The following is a 16,562-nucleotide window of genomic DNA, read 5'->3' on the forward strand; positions in this document are numbered from 1 at the left end:
TGGCCTTTTTTTGCCCAAAATTAAAATAATCAGAACTTGAGAAACTATTTATTCCTCCTATTTACCACCTATGCATTGGCGGCTTTCGGACAGAGCCCCCTAGTCAGTTTTCAGCAGGTCTTGGATAAAAATAAGGCCGAGGGATTAAGTCCTATTTATTTGCTTTTGGATGATAATATGTTGCTAAATGCGCAGGCTTTTCCTTTTGGAACTTGGCGCAGAGATAACCCAGCGGAAGAATTGAATCAAGGCTTAAGCGAGGGAATTACATATTATTTACCTTTTAGTCAAGCCTATTATCGAGATCAAATCCATGTCAAATGGGCCAAATTGACGCCCATGGAACAATATGCCCTGCATCTATTTATAGAGGAGGCCATCGCCTATTGTGAAACTTTTTCTCTGGCCCAAGAAGAACAATACTTAGCCAACTTGCAGCAGCTGGGCAGCTTGCCCAATTATGCCAACCGTTATGCAGAACGCCAAACTTATGGCTTTAATGTGGCTGCCAAAGAGCTTTTTGTGCGCTATGGACCAGCCGATTTTTATGGAGGAAACCTAAAACATCCCAAACCCTATTTTGCTCGCCAAGGTTTTCGCCGACTGCAAGCTTTTATTTACCGAAGAGTAAAGGCAGGAGTGCCAATTGAAAATATAGAACGCTTATTTTTAGGCCTGCAAAAGCTGTTGCCAGCATTGAAGGATGGCCAGTATACCGCCTATGATGAAAAAGGACGCTTGCAAGAAGAAGGCGAAATCCGAAATGGAAAGCCCTATGGCCGTTGTCGGCATTATCGCTATTCCTATGGCGCGCCTCAAGAGAAGCTGCTAGCTGTAGATTGGCAGACGGACAAAAAAGGTCGGCTGAAAAAACTGTACTTTATAGACCTTTATGCACTATCCGATATGCGGCATTATTTGCAATATAAAAAGGGAAAATTGCAGGCTTATCAGATCAAGTTGCGAGATCTGCGAGCCTCTTCTTATTATCAGCTAGATAGTTTGAGTATGGATTTGCGCAAAAAAAAGGTGCAGCTATTTAGAAAAAATAGAAAGCTGCCTTATACGCTTAGTTTTAAGCGGGCCCCAGAGCGGTTTAGCCAGTATATCTGGGACCAAAAAGAGCTACAAGAAGATATCGTTTTGGACCTTCGACTTTGTGATCAGGAAGATATTTGTTTTCCTGTAGAGGAGTTAACTATGGCTAATCGAATCGTAGGTCTTTATATAGCCCCTCAGAGCCCCGAAGAATTTGTAACAAAATGGAAGCCCTTGCTGCAGCAGTTCCCTCGCCTGAAAAAGGTGTACCTCTATTTGGAGAAGGAGGCCGATTGGCCGCTTTATCAAGAGCTGTTGGATCAGGGGATAAAGTGGGAGCTCTATTAAAAGTATTGCTGTTGGGCTAAAATCTCCCTGAGGCATTGGTCCAAGGGCGCCCGCAAAAAGAAATGCCCATCAGCCACCCAATGAAACTGGGCCGAAGGAAGCTTTTGGGCAAACTGCTGCCCATAGCGGCCAGGCGTAATCTCATCTTCCTGACCATAGAAGAGGTAGAGCGGCAGCTCTTTTTCTCGAACCAACTTTTTGAGTTTTCGCTTATAGACCGGAAAGTCGTATAGTGAAATCCAGCAGTTGAACAAACGATGCCGACGATCAGCCTGCTCAATTTGTTGGCGAAAAAGGACGTAGGTGGCCTTGTTGAGCAAATTGGCCCTTCTGGCCCAAGCAAAAATAGAGAGGATCCATCCTGGCGGCTCTAGACGAGCCGCCAAAAAGCGACGCAAGAAAAGGGGGAACAAAATGGGGCTGTCCGAGGGAGTAGCTTGCAGGCCCGCTGGAGCCAAGAGAATCAAGGCCTCTAAATTGGGCAAGAGCTCGGGCGCTAGGCTCAGGGCAATGCGTCCCCCCATGCTATGCCCAGCCAAGCTAAAGCGCTGAACGTTTTCTCGGGCCAAAATGAGCCGAATAATTTCTAGCAGCTCTTGGGCGCTAAAATGATCGCTTTCCCACTTCGTTTTTCCATGAAAGGGCAGGTCTAGGGCAAAAACCCGATAGCGTTCTCCCAAGCTTTTCAATTCCTCAAAGTAGCCGCCATGATTGGCAAAGCCGTGTAGGGCCAAAAGGGCCTTGGGCCCATGGCCAAAACAACCATAATGCAAGCGGTGCGGACCAAAATCAATTTGATGATAACTAGGAGACATTTGTTTTGGGCGTTTGAGGCTGCCAAAGGCGAAGCAAAAGCGTTTCTAGCAAAAGAAAGAGCAGGGCGAGAATCAAGAAGTATTTCCAAAGAGAGGCCCCTTCTGTTTCTTCCAAAACCAAGCTGCCAAAGTCTTGGCCGTAGTTGCCGTCAATGATATTGTAACGCCCATCTGCACTGCTTTCCAACTCTTCTAAAGAATAGAACTCTAGGGCCGATTCTCGACGGTTGTAGTTGAAGGCAAATTGGTCCAATACTTCTTCTTTATTCAAATAGAGTTGATAGAAACCCGCCTCCTGCAATTGGTTGTTGAGGCCCAAAAGTAGGCGATTGCCCAAACGGCGCTGCTCCGGAATAAACTCCAGTTGCCTCGAGCCTAATTTAAAGGCGGTTTCTTGCTGCTGGGCCTGCGCCTCAGATTCTAGATTTTGATCTTGGCCAACAATATAGGCGATCTGCTGCCGCTTGCCACTTTCTAAGGCCATACGATAGAGCATAGGCACAAAGACTTCCCCATTCTTGCTCAGGTCCGAGCTCTCACTATCCGCAGGGGCAGAACAGAGGTAAAGAAAACCATTTTTCACCTTGTATTTTCCCAAAAAGCTGCTGCCATCTCGGTAGCGCAATAGCTGCTGTTCTGCCGCTCGGGCCGATTTACTCAAAGGGAAGTTGGCTTGACTAATCGGCAGTTTCATCCGATCACTCTCATTTTCATAGACATCGCTAAAGATAAAGTCTTGGTAGTTGATGCTCACCACTTTGCGCTCTTTTTGCTCTAAAGGCTGCAAACGATTGGCCCCCAATTGCTGCAAAAAGTTGTTGTAGTCCTCTAGCTTTGCCGAGCGACTGGGCAAGATGAGCAGCTTACCGCCTTCTTCTACATAGGTCTTGAGCTCGGCCTGTAGGCCCGAAGATAATTTGCTGAGTTGGCTGAGTATAATGAGGTCGTTTTGGGGCAGCTTAGAGTAGTCTAACTGACTTACAGATTGAGATCGCATCTCAAAATAGTTATCATCAGAAAAGGCGGCAGAAATGGCGCCCAAAGCTTGGCCCTCATAGAGCTCTAGCAGCTGCAGCTTCTCCTTGACATAAAAAGAAAAGCGATAGCTGTTGTCAAATTCAATCGGAAAATCAGTAAGCTGTAGCTCGGCCAAATACCAGCCCGTTTTGTTCAAGTTGAGGCTGATGGTATCATAAATAGCACTGTTGGCCGGTACATCTAGGCTCCCAATTGGCCGATTTTCGCCATTGAGTTGTAGCGAAAGACGCAGTTTGTTCTGATCCGTTTGCCCATAGTTGCGAATCTTCACAAAAAGGCGGTTATTTTGGTTCAATCCCTGAACGGGGGCCTCAAACCAAGCGCTATCAATGGCTACATTTTTTAGGGCGGCTGCTTGCAAGGGGACCAAACTCAACTGTAGCTGGGTATCGGCCTCTATTTTGGCCAAATCACTGCTGTTTTTCTGAAAATCAGAGATAATGAAGGCCTGCTTTTTCTTATTCTCTCCTTTTTCTAGGGCTTGCTTTTGGCGGTTAAAAACCCGCTCCATATCCTGCACCTGATAAGACAATTGAATTTCCCGAATTCTTTGCAAAGCATCTTCCTTAGACAACAACCGTTGGTCGCGGCCCTCTAGGTCCATAGACAAAATCTGAATGCGGTCATTGGGCCCATAAGCGGCCACAATTTCCTCGGCCCGAAGACGAGCTTTTTCTAGCAGACGCAAATCTTCGGCCTCGGCAGACATGCTGTAAGAGTTGTCAAAAAAGATACTCACATCATGGTTGCCCAATTCGGTTTTGCTGCCCGCTTTCTGCCAATAGGGCTGTGCAAAGGCAAAGACCAAAGCCGCTAGGGCCAGCATCCGAGCAGCCAGAACCAGCAGGTTGCGCAGCCGCTGCCAAGAGTTGGTTTGTTCCTTGACCTCTTTCAAAAACCGAAGGTTGGTAAAATAAATCGTCTTGTACCTCCTAAAGTAAAAGAGATGAATAATAACAGGGATAATCAGGGCAAAAAGGGCCCATAAAAAGCTGGGATATAGAAAACTCATAGTCTATTTTAAGAAAACCTATTTTTATTTTTTGGGGGCTGTCCCGCCCTGCGGGCGGGTCGCTATGCTTTGGGGCTCGCTATTCGCTCGGCCCTTCGCCAGCTTTGCTGGCTCGGTCTGGCCTGCGGCCACCCCGCCGCAGCGCTCATCCTGCGGCCCTTCGGGCCTGCAAGACGCCATAGTTTGGACCATTGATTTAGCCCAGCGCTAAATATAAACAATCTTTAGGGCTAATGTTTTTTTTAGGTCCAAAAGCTTTGTTAAGCCCTTAGCGGAAACGGCCTAGCGCTGGGGAGCAGTGCCGCATCGCGGCAGACCCAGGCGGCGTAGCCGCCGCAGGGCCGAGCAGACCTGCGAGCTGCGGACCATAGCGCCGACGACTAAAAGGAGGCGACAACAAGGCTGAAAGCCGCAGTTCGACGACTAAAAGGAGTAACGCCCCTAATAACCAAAACGCTCTTTAATCATCCAGTAGAGTAGGCCAACACTAGCGCTCAAGAGCAGGAGCAAGGCGGGCAAGCCCCCCAAGTTAGAGAGCATTTTGATGCCTTCTATACCTGCTTGACTGACCATAATGTAGGCGGCGGCACCAATGCAAAGGCCCCAAATTACTTTGATGTAGAGCTTGGGCGACTCCCCCGCTTTTAGTCCATCCATACTAATGCTGCCCATGGCTTCGGTGTTCGAATCGGCGGCAGTAACATAGGATAAAAAGACCGTGAAAATGAAAAGCAGGGCCATAAAGGGCATTAGAGGGGCGGCATATTTGGCCATCAGCTCATAGATGATAGACTCGGCGCCATGGGCCGCAAGGCTGCCCAGCAAATCTTGGCCAGTTTGCACCGCCCAAAGGGCCGAGCCGCCAAAAATGCTCATCCAGAGCAGGGCAAAAATAGAGGGCAAAATCCAGTTGAAGAGCAGCATTTCTCTAAGGGTATAGCCCTTGGCAATTTTGCCCAAAAAGAGGGCCGTAATAGGGGCCCAAGCCATCCAATTGGCCCAGTAGAAAGTGGTCCAGCTATTGGCCCAATCCTCTTCTGGATGATAAATGTTGTAGAGGTTTTTTTCTATAAAATGACCAAAGTACTCGCCTAAACTGCCTCCAATTAGGGGCAGCATCTTTTGGCCCGGCCCCAAAAATAAAAAGCTAAGCGCAATAAAAATAAAGGCCCAAATATTTACCGTCGATAAAAATTGAATACCTTTCTTAAGGCCCGTAGCCGCCGAAATAATAAAGGCCAGGACCGTCAGTATGCAAAGTAAAAGCAGCATATTGTTGTTGCTCGTCCAGCCGAATTGGCTGCTTAAGCCCCCCGCCAAAGTGAGCAAACCGGCCCCCAAAGAAGAAGCCATGCCCGCCACCAAAGCAAATAGACAAAGGCTGTCTATGGTAGAGGATAAGCCCTTGAAGCTATGGAAACCACCTTCTTTTTTGGCTTTTAAGAAGGGAAATAAAAGGGCGCTTAAGCTATATTTTGCCCCATAATTATAGTGGGCCAAGGCAAAGAGTAGGGCGGGCAAGCAATAAATGGCATAGGGCGTAAAGCTCCAGTGCAAATAGAGGGTAGAAAGGGCAAATTGGGCAGCTTCTGGGCTCTGGGCGGCCAGTTTGGCGGCAGCCGGGGGACTCCCATAATGGTAGAGGGGTTCGGCCGTGCCCCAAAATAATATCCCTGTGGCAATAGTCGTACAGATGCTAATGCTAAACCATTTCCAGCGGCTGAGCAAGGGTTGGGCATCGGCCCCGCCAATGCGGATTTTTCCTAGCGGCGAAAGCAGTAGGACAAGCAACAGGCAGAGCATTAAAAAGCTCGTGAGGCTAAATAAGGAACCAAAATTGGCCAGCAGGGCCGCATTTAGGGCTTTCATTTGGGCCAAAAAGGCTGTTGCTTGGCTCATACTATATATTATAGCGAATAATAGCAGGCCAAAGCTTGGCCAAAAAACAGTCTTTCGAAGAGTTTGCATATCTTTGGGGCTCAAATTTTGATGATGAAGAGATATTTTCTAGAATTTGCCTATAACGGCAGTCGATTTCATGGTTTTCAGCGCCAGCCTCAGCAAATGAGCGTACAGCAGAAAATAGAAGAGGCCCTATCTACAGTTTTGCGACAAGAAATCCAAATTGTGGGTTGTGGCCGCACCGATACGGGGGTGCATGCTCTACAGTATTTCGCTCATTTTGATGCCCAAGGGGAGCTGCCCCAGCGCATTCCCTTTCGCCTCAATAGTTTGCTTGGGGCCGATTTTGCCGTTTATCGTTTATTAGCCGTAGAGGCTGAGGCTCATGCCCGCTATGATGCCTGTTCTAGGGCCTATGTCTATCAGCTGAGTTTGCGGCCCGATCCCTTTCGGCAAGAAACGGCCTTCCATTTTCCTCGGGCGCAGATGTTGGACCCTCAAAAGATGCAGGCAGCAGCGGCTTTGTTGCTCGACTATGAGGCCTTTTTCCCTTTTTGCAAAACCAATAGCGACGTGAAGCATTATGGCTGCCAATTGAGTCGGTCGGAATGGGATTTTAGCGACCCCTATCTTTGGCGCTATGAGGTGCAGTCTAATCGTTTTCTTAGGGGCATGATTCGCCTGATTGTTGGCGCTTGTTTAAATGTGGGCTTGGGCAAATTGTCTTTAGCTGAGCTAAAAGCAGCTATGGACCAACAAAAAGCCCTGAAACGAGCCTATTCGGTCCCGCCTCAGGGTTTGTTTCTCAAGGATATCCAATATCCATATATTCAAGAGGATTTGCCTAGTCTGTAGCTTGGCTGCGCAGTCGCTTTTCTACCGTATCGGTTACCGACCGAAGGATAGAAAAGGCGGTTTCGGCCATTAGGTTGCGTTTGTTGTCTAGTAGGGGATTCACTTCAGTTACCTCCATGCACTTCAGGCGGTCTTCCTGCGCAAACCGACAGAGGAGTTGTCGGGCTTCTTCTGGGGTCAATCCATTGGGGACGGGGGTACCGGTGCCCTCAGAAACCAGTTCGCAATCCATGCTATCTACATCAAAAGAGACATAAATTATATCGCAGTTTTGGAGGTAGTGCAGACTTTCTTCGGCAATGCGGAGCGCTCCTTTTTCTTGCACCTCAGCCACTTCAAAGACCTTGATTTTATGTTGGTCGATCAAAAAGTTTTCTTCTTTTTCGGTATCTCTCAGGCCAATAAAGACGAGGTCTTCTGGATATATTTTTGGCGAGATTTCGCCTACTCTTTTGAGCTGCTCCCAATAGACATTGAGCTCAGGGGATAGGTTATTTTGGCGCATATCTAGGTTGTCAAAACCCAAAGAGGCGGCCAGGGGCATACCGTGCACATTACCCGATGGGGTGGTATAAGGGGTATGCAAATCGGCATGGGCATCTACCCAAATGACGCCCAGTCGTTTGTCTGGATAGGACTTGCGCAGGCCAGCAATAGAGGCCCCTGCCGAAGAGTGGTCGCCGGAAAGGATGGTAAGAAACTGGGTCCCTTCGGTGAGCAATTGCTCCATAGCATCGGCTACATAATTATAGACCTTGAGGATGCCCTTAATGTGTTTGGCATGCCGAGTGGTTGAGCTGGGCCGAAACAGAATTTCGTTTTCATTGGGCACCAAATGCAGGGGGTAATGGGCAAAATAGGTATCATTCATTTTGAGGGAGGCCACTTTCATGGCGCCAATACCTAGGCTGGCCCCGCGGGTCCCTGCGCCCAATTCAGAGCGGATTTCTAAAATTTGTATGTTTTCCATAGCTGTTGTTGTTGTTCTGTGAAGATGGCCAAGATAAAAAAGCATTAGAGAAAATAAAAATTATGATTCTATAGCTTTTTGCTTTCATTTTATTAGGTTTTGGGGCCCGCGGCCAGCAAAGCTGGCCGCCGCTATGCTGCGGGGCTCACAGGGCTGTTCGGCCCTTCAGCCGCCAGCTGTTCATCGCCTAGGGACAAGCCCCTAGGCTAATCCAATGGAGTCAGCCCTAAAGGGCCTCAACTGCTGATATAGCTGGTCTTGCTCATCTGTTTTTGCAAAGAAGGGCCATATCCAATGACTGGTTTTGCGCTTGCTGTAGGTTTCAACCTACAGTGAAAAGGGCCGAAGGCCCGCCGGCCTAGGGATGGAAAAGGGGGCGGCGAAGCCGCAGACCGAGCAAAATGAGCGTAGCGAATTTTGCGAAGGGCCGAGCAGACTTGCGAGCCCTGACACAGCCCGGCCGCCTTTGGCGGCAGGCCCCAAAAAACAAAAATAGTCCTTCAACTTTTTCTGGCAAACTTTAAACCCTTACTAAAATTATGAGCGACTCCTTTGGGAAAAACCTATTGAGAAAGCGCTGGCTAAATATTCTGCTTATCGTCTTAGCTACTTACTTGAAAAGTATACTAGAGAAAAAATGGCTGCTCTTTATCTTAATGATTCAGTTGACTTATCTGCTATCCTTTATTTTTTTAGATAATCAGGCGGCCAAATATGGAAATGGGCTGTTTAAGGGTTCCTATCGACTTACGGATGATGGGGTATATATTGCTAATTTTTCAAAGCAATCTATCCATAAAGATGAGAGTCCTTTTGGGCTGCCTTCTTGGAGTGAAGAAGAGGCTAAACCTTTTGTTTACAGCATAAATCGTTATGCCTTAAAAGACGGTCAGTTATTCTTTGATCTTGTTACCGACAGTGGCTAGTACTGGTATTATGCAGATGATGGTTTATTGCCAATTTCAAAAAGAGAGCTAGAGCCCCTTGCTTTATCTTGGGTAAATTTAGCTTCAAAACCTACAGTCTATTACTACTGGAAGCTAATTTTTGTAATTATGTTCTTATCTATTATGGGCACCTCCTCTTATCTAGGGATTTTGATGCTGGTCTTTTTTCTGAGAAGAAAAGAGTTTTATAAAATATATTGAATTTAGTCCCTCAGCTTTTTCTCACCGCCCTTGAGCGCTAAAAAATGAGCGAAGAACCACAGTTCTTCGCCCAAATCTATTTTCAGCTAAAAGAAAATGGCCTAATGCTGTTGGCAGCAAGCGGGAAGCTGATCATGGGCTTTTGGATCGGCAGGGAGCTCATCGGCGGGATAGCCCAATTGGCTGAGGGCCTTGCGCAGGGCAGCGGGATTGGTTTTTTCCTCATCGTAGTGAATCTCTACGGTCTTGCTGTTCAAATCAACGCTAGCATGATAAACGCCTTCTATTTTTTCTAGGCCCTGACTAATTGTCGTTTGACACATACCACATTGAGGGTCAGATTTAATCAAAAGTTCGGCGCCATTTTCATGATGATGCTCTTTTGTAGCATGATGCTCTTCATTGGGCCCATGATGATGTCCAGCATGGGGATCGGCCTTGGTTTTTTCGCCTAAAGTGTAGCGGAAGCCCGCATAAACCATCGTTCCAAAAACAGGGGCATAAACGGCAGAAGCATCAAAAAGCTGGGGTTGTAGGTTTTGCCCAAAAGGATCTTGAGCGCCCAAAATAGGTTGCTCTTGGCGGTAGTTCGTCAGGTTTTCTCCACCCAAATAAACTTCCCAACCTTTGCCCAATTTTTTACTAACTTGCGCATTGAGCAAGGCAAAAGTAGGAGAGAGGGCCTCTTGTCGATAAGCGGGAAGGTTGTTTAGGTCGCCATAAAGCGTAGGGAGACGTTGTGGCCCCAGCAATTGGCTGTTGAAGTTAAACTGCCAGCCCGATTTAGGCAGTTGGTATTGTAAGGCCATCAAGCCACGGTGACGAGGAGAAAAAGCCATCCAGGTCAATTGCCCATGATGTGTGGTATACACATCATTGTATTTGTAGGCCAAACGCAACTCTAGGTTTTCAATAAGGTCTTGGGTCCAAGATAATAAAATGCTGTTGGCAAAAGAGCGGCCGTCTAAATTGTAAAACTGAACTTGGCTGCTGCTGTGGTCAATATCTGCCACCAAACGCTGCTCAAAATCAGTGCGGTAAACATCTAGACTCAAGCTTCCCGCACGCTCGCCCAAAATATAGTTGTGCGTGATATTGAGGCCGTAGTTCCAGGCTTTTTCTACGGCAGGAGTTTCGTTTAGGATAAAGGCCCGGCTGCTGGGCAAATAACGAAAGTTTTCAATCAATAGGTTGGGCAGGCGAATTCCCCGGCCCCCAGAAGCCCTAATGATAAAGTCTTGATTGAAGTTGTACTTGAAGTTGAGACGGCCAGTGGGGAAGTACTGCATGCCATTAAGGGTTTGGACCTGGTCCAGACGGAGCCCAGCAATAAGGCCAAAACCTCGGCCTGTTTCTGGATCGAGCTCCTGCTGCCAGTTGTATTCGGCAAAAAGAGCAGATTGCTGCTCTCTGCGGTCCATATTGAGCTCATTTACTTGCTCCTGAAAGTCATCTAGGCGATAGTTAAAACCCGCCATCAGCTCTTGTCCCTTGCCCAAAGGCGTTTGAAAGAGCAAGTTGAGGTAAGCTGTGTTTTGCTTTCCATCATAAAGTCGGTCGCCAAAAGAAGAAGATTGATTGTGCTGGCTAAGGCTATAAATAAGGGCCAAAGATTGCAAGGGGTTGTCAAAACCAATAAATCCAAGTTTACCAAAGACCTCATAACGCTCAATATCAGAGTCGATTTGGTATAAGCGCTGGGGCAAGTCAGCTGCGGAAAAGAAGCTCGCCACTTGTCCGCCCTCTCTTTGGTCCAATATAGCTTGCGCATTGATTTCGGCATGTAGGTTTTTGGTCCGGTGGTTCAATCGCCAAAGGGCGTTGAGCTGCCGCTTGAGGGGGATGTCCATAAAGTTGTCCCCATTATGATCTACCGCCTGGTTAAAGTAGTTGCCATGTAGCAAAAGCCCCGTAGCCGTTTGCTCATTAAATTTATGAGCCAAGTTTAGGTTGAGCTCGCTGCGGCCCAAATGATTGAGAAAGCCATTGAGGTAGAGCTTGGGCGCATGATGTGGCTTAATCAATTCGGTGTTAATTTGCCCCGTAAAGCCCTCTACGCCATTGCGTACCGTGCTCGCGCCCTTAGAAATTTGGATGCTTTCGACAAATGTACCAGGAATGTATTCTAAGCCATAAGCTAAGCCCAAACGATTAAAGTTGGGCCGGTTTTCTATCATCAACTGACTGTAAATGCCCCGCAAGCCCAACATTTCAATGTCTCTGGCCCCAGTAACGGCATCGGTAAAACTTACATTGACGCTCCCATTGTTTTCAAAGCTTTCAGCCAAAGAGCAGCAAGCCCCTCTGTGTAATTCTCCCTGCCCTAAGGTCTCTACATTGATGGGGTTGATCGTTGACGCAAAGGCATCGCCTTGCTTAGCCGTTACTTCAACGGTGGCCTGCTCTAGAAGTAGGTCATCGCCCACAGTAAGAATTAAATCTTGCTCCGAGGGCAGTATTTCTACAGATACCGGCTCATAAGAAAGATGGCGAATTTCTAGGGTGTGTGGCTGGACCGTATCTAGGCGAAGAATGCGAAATTTCCCCTCAAAATCCGTAACCGTCCCAATGCTCGCACTATCCTGCCAGTGCAAACTAGCCGAAATAATAGCTTCCCCTTGGCCATTAACAAGCTGGCCCGAAAAATAAGATTGGCTATAGGCCAACTGGCTCCATGCTAGCCCAACTAGCAGGAGAATATATTTGTAAAATTGCATAAATTTTTGATTTTCTGATTATTAACTAATACTCGTACAGAAAATCAATTCTAGCAACGCATGATCTGAATAAATTGCAAATAATCCGCCCCCGAAAAAAGCAGCGGCGCCCGCTTTTGCCAAAAAATGAAGGGCGCAGCCCAAGCCAACTCTTCCTGAACAGACAGGGAGCGGCTTGGCCAATGGAGAACTAGGCGAGGAGCCCAAAATAACTGAAAAGATCCGAAGGACTGGGCCAGATTGGGCGGCAGCAGCTCCCCAGAATCATCCCAAATAGAAAAAAACTCTACCTCATTGTCCTGACAACAAGGTTGCTCTAAACTGCAATGATGCTGCTGCTCTTCCAAAATAGAACAACAACTTTCAGCCGAATTTTCTACTCCCTGCCGACAACAAGAGGCCTCGGCCCAAATGCTGTAGTGCCAACTGTCTTGACAAGCACAAAAATGAGAATAACTACTCCAACCCACTGAACCACAAAGTAGTAGTAGGGCAAGTATAGGCGCCAAAAAACGCCCAACTTTATGTAGTTGGACCGTACTCATCTGACAAATGAAGCACTTTTTTTAGATTTATCTAAATTTTTAACCCTTTTTAAAACCCTAAGCCTGCTCTTTGGCCCGCAATTCAGCTGTTTTGGGGCCCGCGGCCGCCCATAGGCGGCCGCCGCTATGCTTCGGGGCTCACAGGTCTGTTCGGCCCTTCGCTTTTCGCTGCGCTCAAAGCTCGGTCTGGCCCTGCGGGCCACCCGCTCCGCAGCGCTGGGCCAAATGGCTCTTGGCCCTAAAGGATAAATAAAAGTTATTGGTCCCTCAACTTTTTCTGGGGTAAAATATGCAAAAGCAATCCTAAGTCAACAAAATGGCTTTATCTAGCAGAGCTGTCTTCAGAAACAAAAAAACTTAGCCGTAGAAATACCAATAAACTCTAGCTTTTTGGGCCAAAATAAGCAGCATGTAAATAAATAGCTCATAAGGAAGGGTTTAGCTTCTGTTTTTCACTAAGTTAACATTAGTCCGTCAACTTTTTCTAGCATTAAAAAAAATAAAGATATAAACGAAAAATTTTAAAGCCAAAATGGGCGTCGTATAAGGCGGGTAGCGTTATGCTAGCTCAAAACAAGAATATTATTTGGTCCAAAGTGGGAGAGAGGGCCAACTTAAAAAGCGAATGCCGTAACGGCATTCGCTTTTTAAGTTTATTCAAATGAGTTTTCTAAAATAAAAAGGAAGCTCCATCCTCAGGAATAGTTAATTGGGAAGAGAATCCTTGCTCTTTGGCAAATTGACGTAATTCTTTTCGACTCAATACGCAATGGGCCAAAGCTTCCAAATGTATGGCCACCAATTTACTCTTGGGCAACAGTTGATGAATTTTTGCAATTTCTTCTTTCCCCATAATGATTGCTCCCAACTTGGCATCCGCCAAACGAGCAGCCCCCGCATTGACTACAATATAATCAGGAGCCAAACGCTTCAAGTCTGCTTCTACTTCCTGAGTCAGAATAGTGTCTCCCAAAAAATAAATAGAGGCTTGCCCCTCCGCTTGAAGATAATAGCCAGAACTTTCCCCTAGAAATTTGGCCAGCTCCGGAATAGAATAGGCCAAATCACTGCCATGCTGCCCCTTGGTCCGTTCAATCTGGACATTGCCTATCGATACTTTATGCTCTATAACTTCCGTTTTTTGAAATCCTTGGGCCTGAAGCTTTGCCGCATCTTCTTCATTCTGAAGATAAACGGCTTTATTCTTATCTATGAGCTTCGCTGCGGTCTCATCCCAATGATCAGGATGTAAATGAGTCAATAAAACAGTATCGGCAGCCACAAGCTCTTCAATAGAAAGAGCTAAATCTACAGTGGGATTAGGAATCTCTGAGTTGACTGTGCCTGGAAAGCAACCAAGAGCGCCCTTCTCTGCAAACATAGGATCTATTAAAAAACGTTGCCCCCCATAATTCAAATAAACGCTGGCATTCCGCACAAATAAAAACTGATTTGACATTCTTCTAGAGTTTTTTTCGATGAAATAATTCCGATAAGGCAAAATTATTCCACTCAACTATTAAGTAACTACCTTCCTAACTCTAAAGACTACCATTTTGATAAGCAGCCAAAAAGTCTGAGCTTTTTTGCCCCGTTTGCGCCTTAAAAAACCGCATCAGATGATTGGGCTCTGAATAGCCTAAAGCATAAGCAATCTCACTAAGGCTTTTTTCTGGATGATAAATCAACTCTAATTTAATTTCTGCCAGCAATCGCTGCTTGATTAACGCACTGGCCGTTTGGCCAAAAGTTGTTTTGGCTAGTTTGTTTAAACTAATTCGACTCAAACCCAAAAGTTGCGCATAATCTTCTACCCGCTGCTTTTCTCGAATATGTAGCTCCAATAAGCGCTTAAATTCATAGGCCAATTGCTTGCCCTCTGTAGTAAATGCCAGCTGATAATGCATCGCATAATCTCGATTTATCCGCTCCAATAAATAATAAATCAAAGAGCGAATAATATGAGCGCTATTCGTCAATGGATAGAGCAATTCCTTTTTTATCTCTTCCAAAAAGAAGAATAAGGGCTCTAAAGCTCCAGCCGCTAAAGGCAAATATAAAGGCTGCTCCCGCTGGTAAAAATAAAGTAGCTTATAAGTAAATAACTGATCAGCAAAGAACTCATGTAAAAACTCTTCTTTGAAAAAGAGCACTTTAAATTTTAATTCCTCCGCCTGAACTTCCCAACGCCTAAGTTGAAAGGCGGAAATAAAAACGAGGCAATTGTCTTCCAACACAATTTTTTGGTCTCCTAGATATAAGGTTCCCTGAGCTCGCTCAAAGAAAAGGATCTCAAAACAATCGCCTCGATAGGGCCGAGCAAAGAAATAGGGATGCAAAGCCGCTAATTGCTCCTCATCAAGTACATTGAGCATAAAATCTACCCCGCAAGCGGTTTTATTGAATTTAATTAGCTGCATGACTCTCTTCTTTTTATTTCCTACATCAAATGGCCCATTAGATATCAGTGCGCTTAAAACTCCCAAGCCAAAAGGCCCGCAATTTCTGCGCGACTCGGAAGATACTGCTCCCGATAGGCTTGGGCCAATAAACGCTCTTCCTCATAATAACGCAGGGCCAGTTCCTGATAATTAGTCTGCATCAGGCTTGCCTGCTCCGAAATACAAGCCCACTGAAAGTAATCAGTCAAACGCTCAAAAAGCTGTTTGGCCCCCAACTGAATTTGGTCCATATCTTTGGCCTCCGCAAGGGCAGACAGTTTTTGTTTCAATAGCGCAAAGTCAGCCCTTAGTTTGTCGGTTCCTCTTCGCTGCTTTAGCTGTTCATAGACAAATTCAAGCAGTAGAAGCAAGCCTTTGCTCTTCTGACTGGCCCGCAACATATCTAAGATCATGATATTTCCAGCACCTTCCCAAATGGGCAAAACCATAATGTCTCGCATAACTTTGGGCATCACGCCATCTTCAATATAGCCCAATCCCCCCATCAGTTCCATGCTTTCTCTGGCCACATAAACGCCCTGCTCTGCCGTGGCTTTCTTAATCATAGGCGTCAAGAAGCGCAACCACTCTTTGGCGGTCGCATCTCCCGCTTCTGCTTGGTCCAATAAACTAATGGCTTTCCAGCAGCTGTAAAACTGGCCCTGATGAATGCTGCCCAATTCCCAGAACTTCATGCGGACCAAAGCATGCTCTAGCAGTTCTTTCCCAAAGGTATTTCGATAAGTCGCAAATTGATAGGCTTCTATTAAGGCTCTGCGCAAACCCGAAATAGCCGCTACCGAATTATACAAACGAGAGAGGTTGATCATATCGGTCATGATCTTAAAATCTTGCCCTTCTTCTCCTATGAGCTTGGCCCAACTGCCCTGCAGGAGGTATTCGCCGCTGGCCATGGAGCGAGTGCCCAATTTATCCTTGAGCCTGATAAGGTCCATATTGTTAGCGCTGCCGTCTGGCCGCTGCGGCTCCAACAGGAAGATGCCCAAACCTCGAGTGCCCTTTTCTAAGGGGCCCGTCCGTGCTAAGGCAAAAATGATTTCGGCGCTGGCATTGCTGCAAAACCATTTCTCGCCCTCCAAGGACCAATAGCCATTGTCCAAAGGACTCGCCTTGACCAAATTGGCCCCTACATCCGAACCACCCGCTTTTTCGGTCAAAAACATGGCGCCTGTATAAAAATCCTTGGGCTCATCGGTATAAATTCTGGGCAACAGCCTTGCTTTGTCCTCTTCCGAGGCATATTTATCGATCAACAAAGCAACGCCATCGGTCATGCATAAGGGACAATATAAACCGCTTTCGCTCATGGCATAGAGATAACCTAAGGCAAAACCCAAACGATGCCGCTGCCCCGCATAACGCTCCCTAAATTCAGGGGCCCACTTTAAGCGAAACATCCCCGAATGCACGGCTATGGCTTTGAGCTCTTCATAGGCAGGATGAAAATCAATCTGATTGATGGTTTCGCCCAAATAGTTGCGCTTGCGCAATTTTGGCCCATTTTTATCTGCTGTTAAGGAGAGTTCGTTCATCACTCCAGCCGCCAAACGGCCCAATTGCTCCAAAGCATCTGATTGCTCAGAAAGGACTTGCGCAGGCAAATGCGCATGTAGGTAATCCTCTAATAGCTTATCTGACTTAAAGTAGTTTTGACTTGTTTTATGCCCCCGAGGCAAAACGCGATTCTCTTTTTGCATAATCACTAAAATAAA

Annotated in this window: 12 protein-coding genes; 3 read left to right on the plus strand and 9 right to left on the minus strand. The window is 46.5% G+C overall.

Annotated features, from left to right (window positions below):
- Positions 1-36 precede the first annotated feature (36 nt).
- Complete coding sequence (locus tag SGRA_RS18310) at positions 37-1,386, plus strand: toxin-antitoxin system YwqK family antitoxin (RefSeq protein ID WP_015694311.1); 1,350 nt, start codon at positions 37-39, stop codon at positions 1,384-1,386.
- Here the strand turns inward: SGRA_RS18310 and SGRA_RS18315 are convergent.
- From SGRA_RS18315 to SGRA_RS18325, 3 genes are all read right to left on the minus strand, one after another.
- Positions 1,383-2,201 carry an alpha/beta fold hydrolase gene (locus SGRA_RS18315; protein WP_015694312.1) on the minus strand — a complete coding sequence of 273 codons (819 nt, stop codon included), beginning with the start codon at positions 2,199-2,201 and terminating at the stop codon, positions 1,383-1,385. The two genes, SGRA_RS18310 and SGRA_RS18315, sit on opposite strands and share 4 nt — an antisense overlap.
- Positions 2,191-4,251 carry a BatA domain-containing protein gene (locus tag SGRA_RS18320; protein ID WP_015694313.1) on the minus strand — a complete coding sequence of 687 codons (2,061 nt, stop codon included), beginning with the start codon at positions 4,249-4,251 and terminating at the stop codon, positions 2,191-2,193. The genes SGRA_RS18315 and SGRA_RS18320 overlap by 11 nt, the downstream gene beginning before the upstream one ends.
- A 441-nt stretch (positions 4,252-4,692) precedes the next feature.
- Positions 4,693-6,219, minus strand: a complete 1,527-nt coding sequence (locus SGRA_RS18325) for a BCCT family transporter (RefSeq protein ID WP_015694315.1) — start codon at positions 6,217-6,219, stop codon at positions 4,693-4,695.
- 21 nt (positions 6,220-6,240) lie between these two features.
- On the opposite strand from SGRA_RS18325, the gene SGRA_RS18330 reads away from it, so the two are divergent.
- Positions 6,241-7,008 (plus strand): tRNA pseudouridine synthase A, encoded by a 768-nt coding sequence (locus SGRA_RS18330; RefSeq protein WP_041329999.1) that lies wholly within the window; start codon positions 6,241-6,243, stop codon positions 7,006-7,008.
- Here the strand turns inward: SGRA_RS18330 and SGRA_RS18335 are convergent.
- Positions 6,998-7,978 carry an arginase gene (locus SGRA_RS18335; RefSeq protein ID WP_015694317.1) on the minus strand — a complete coding sequence of 327 codons (981 nt, stop codon included), beginning with the start codon at positions 7,976-7,978 and terminating at the stop codon, positions 6,998-7,000. The two genes, SGRA_RS18330 and SGRA_RS18335, sit on opposite strands and share 11 nt — an antisense overlap.
- A 539-nt stretch (positions 7,979-8,517) precedes the next feature.
- On the opposite strand from SGRA_RS18335, the gene SGRA_RS18340 reads away from it, so the two are divergent.
- Complete coding sequence (locus SGRA_RS18340; protein ID WP_015694319.1) at positions 8,518-8,904, plus strand: hypothetical protein; 387 nt, start codon at positions 8,518-8,520, stop codon at positions 8,902-8,904.
- 323 nt (positions 8,905-9,227) lie between these two features.
- Here the strand turns inward: SGRA_RS18340 and SGRA_RS18345 are convergent, their stop codons facing one another.
- From SGRA_RS18345 to SGRA_RS18365, 5 genes are all read right to left on the minus strand, one after another.
- Positions 9,228-11,843, minus strand: a complete 2,616-nt coding sequence (locus SGRA_RS18345; RefSeq protein ID WP_015694320.1) for a TonB-dependent receptor domain-containing protein — start codon at positions 11,841-11,843, stop codon at positions 9,228-9,230.
- Between the two features lie 50 nt (positions 11,844-11,893).
- A complete protein-coding gene (locus SGRA_RS18350) occupies positions 11,894-12,388 on the minus strand; it encodes a hypothetical protein (protein ID WP_015694321.1) in 495 nt (164 codons plus the stop codon).
- Between the two features lie 670 nt (positions 12,389-13,058).
- Positions 13,059-13,847, minus strand: coding sequence for an MBL fold metallo-hydrolase (locus tag SGRA_RS18355; protein WP_015694323.1), 789 nt, complete (start codon positions 13,845-13,847; stop codon positions 13,059-13,061).
- An 82-nt stretch (positions 13,848-13,929) separates the two neighbouring features.
- The gene (locus tag SGRA_RS18360; protein WP_015694324.1) at positions 13,930-14,808 is read right to left on the minus strand and encodes an AraC family transcriptional regulator; all 879 of its coding nucleotides are present in this window, start codon (positions 14,806-14,808) and stop codon (positions 13,930-13,932) included.
- A gap of 53 nt (positions 14,809-14,861) precedes the next feature.
- Positions 14,862-16,547, minus strand: coding sequence for an acyl-CoA dehydrogenase family protein (locus tag SGRA_RS18365; protein WP_245538591.1), 1,686 nt, complete (start codon positions 16,545-16,547; stop codon positions 14,862-14,864).
- Positions 16,548-16,562: the final 15 nt, after the last annotated feature.

Origin of the sequence: Saprospira grandis str. Lewin, from assembly GCF_000250635.1 — a bacterium.
Lineage (GTDB): Bacteria > Bacteroidota > Bacteroidia > Chitinophagales > Saprospiraceae > Saprospira > Saprospira grandis.

Excerpts from the sequence above, each read along its gene's own strand:
- SGRA_RS18350 (WP_015694321.1), bottom strand. The coding sequence starts at position 12,388 with ATGAGTACGGTCCAACTACATAAAGTTGGGCGTTTTTTGGCGCCTATA.
- SGRA_RS18365 (WP_245538591.1), bottom strand. The coding sequence starts at position 16,547 with ATGCAAAAAGAGAATCGCGTTTTGCCTCGGGGGCATAAAACAAGTCAA.
- SGRA_RS18355 (WP_015694323.1), bottom strand. The coding sequence starts at position 13,847 with ATGTCAAATCAGTTTTTATTTGTGCGGAATGCCAGCGTTTATTTGAAT.
- SGRA_RS18335 (WP_015694317.1), bottom strand. The coding sequence starts at position 7,978 with ATGGAAAACATACAAATTTTAGAAATCCGCTCTGAATTGGGCGCAGGG.
- SGRA_RS18330 (WP_041329999.1), top strand. The coding sequence starts at position 6,241 with ATGATGAAGAGATATTTTCTAGAATTTGCCTATAACGGCAGTCGATTT.
- SGRA_RS18345 (WP_015694320.1), bottom strand. The coding sequence starts at position 11,843 with ATGCAATTTTACAAATATATTCTCCTGCTAGTTGGGCTAGCATGGAGC.
- SGRA_RS18325 (WP_015694315.1), bottom strand. The coding sequence starts at position 6,219 with ATGCAAACTCTTCGAAAGACTGTTTTTTGGCCAAGCTTTGGCCTGCTA.
- SGRA_RS18320 (WP_015694313.1), bottom strand. The coding sequence starts at position 4,251 with ATGAGTTTTCTATATCCCAGCTTTTTATGGGCCCTTTTTGCCCTGATT.
- SGRA_RS18340 (WP_015694319.1), top strand. The coding sequence starts at position 8,518 with ATGAGCGACTCCTTTGGGAAAAACCTATTGAGAAAGCGCTGGCTAAAT.
- SGRA_RS18360 (WP_015694324.1), bottom strand. The coding sequence starts at position 14,808 with ATGCAGCTAATTAAATTCAATAAAACCGCTTGCGGGGTAGATTTTATG.
- SGRA_RS18315 (WP_015694312.1), bottom strand. The coding sequence starts at position 2,201 with ATGTCTCCTAGTTATCATCAAATTGATTTTGGTCCGCACCGCTTGCAT.